Below are 1606 nucleotides of genomic sequence, written 5' to 3'. Positions count from 1 at the left end.
CCTGTGGTAGCGGATTCACCCGCGAAGAGGCCCGCCCAGGCAACACCGAAGGTTCAGACCACCAGCTCAACTTCCCCCAAATGCCCGCCAAACGGCCCGAAACTGCGCTCGATCAGCCGCCTTTTGCCCTGATCATCCACAATCAGCACGGTACTCGCCCGGGTACCATAGTTCTGGCTGGCAATAAACACGCTTGAAAGCAGCTTCTCGGTCCCCAGGCCCACGCCTGTGTCCGGCAGATCGCCGTCAGCCGCGGGTTCACCATCAGCCAGCAATGCCAGCAACTGCTGCGGATCTGCCGTCTCAAGCATCCCCTCCAGCCCGCTACGTGCCTTGACCAGCTTCGGCCACGGTGTGTCCAGCCCGGCATTGGAAAGCCCGTAAACCCCAGCCTCCAACAGGCGTGGCGTAGCTTGCCGGGCATTCAAGTACCCCAGTTGCCGCTCATCACCCACTAGCAGGTTGAACCCCGAGTACTGGCCGCGGCGGTCGGCCACCTGGTCCAGGTAAGCCTCAACGCCCAGCTCACCCCGCAGATACGCCGCCACCAGCTCACCACGCGAGCGTGGCCCCAGCACCTGGCCCGGGTCGCGAATATTGGTCAGCGCCGCAAACCGCCCTTGCGGCCCCACGCCAAGCCAGGTACCGCCGGCCTCCAGGTCGCGCCCGGCATACACGCCAGGGGCATCCTCCCAAGCCGCCAGGGCTTGGGTGGGGCGAGCATGAAACTCGTCGCGGTTGGCTGCGACGATCAGCGGCAGGGCGTGCCCCGGCCGCCAGGCAAATACGATCAGGCACATCGGTCGGGCCTCTGGGTTTTTTGCCACTGTACCCACACTGGCTGGGCGGATCCATACTGACACAGACTTCACTAGAGCCCCGAGGCTGGCTTCCGTTACCATGCCGGATTGATTTCTCGGGGACGCCGAATGGAATTCGTGCTCTATCTGCTGTTGGGCGCCTGCGCGGGCGTGCTGGCCGGGCTGTTCGGCGTGGGCGGCGGCATCATCATCGTGCCGGTGCTGGTGTTCAGCTTTACCCTGCAGGGCTTCGATACCTCGGTGCTGACCCACCTGGCAGTCGGCACGTCGCTGGCAACCATCGTCTTCACCTCGATCAATGCCGTGCTCGAACACCACCGCAGGGGCGCGGTGCAGTGGCCGATCTTCGGCTGGATGACCCTCGGCATCCTGCTGGGGGCCGGTGTTGGCGCCAAGACCGCGTCGCTGATCCAAGGCCCGCTGCTGCAGAAGATCATCGGCGTGTTCGCCCTGGTCATCGCCGCACAGATGGCCCTGGACCTCAAGCCCAAGGCCAGCCGTGGCATCCCCGGCAAACCCGCATTGATCGGCGCCGGGGGAGTGATCGGCTGGGCTTCGGCCATTTTCGGCATTGGCGGTGGTTCGCTGACTGTGCCGTTCCTGACCTGGCGCAGCCTGCCCATGCAGCAGGCGGTGGCCACGTCTTCGGCCTGCGGCCTGCCCATCGCCGTGGCCAGTGCTCTTAGTTTCATGCTGCTGGGCTGGCATGAGCAGCATCTGCCGGCCCATAGCGTGGGTTACGTGTACCTGCCGGCTTTGGTCGGCATTGCCGTGACCAGCATGTT

General features: G+C 64.9%; 2 protein-coding genes. One reads left to right on the top strand and one right to left on the bottom strand.

The features are described 5' to 3' along the window. Positions 1-53 precede the first annotated feature (53 nt). A complete protein-coding gene (locus HP546_RS30030; RefSeq protein ID WP_172233464.1) occupies positions 54-800 on the bottom strand; it encodes an NRDE family protein in 747 nt (248 codons plus the stop codon). 129 nt (positions 801-929) lie between these two features. Here HP546_RS30030 and HP546_RS30025 point away from each other — a divergent pair. Then, positions 930-1606 (top strand): sulfite exporter TauE/SafE family protein (locus HP546_RS30025; protein WP_172233442.1); only part of this gene is annotated, 677 nt, incomplete at its 3' end.

Source organism: Pseudomonas sp. CM25 (genome assembly GCF_013179705.1).
In the GTDB taxonomy this organism is placed as follows: domain Bacteria; phylum Pseudomonadota; class Gammaproteobacteria; order Pseudomonadales; family Pseudomonadaceae; genus Aquipseudomonas.
The sequence above is the reverse complement of the archived record's forward strand: the minus strand, read 5'-3'. Positions and strand labels throughout refer to the sequence as shown.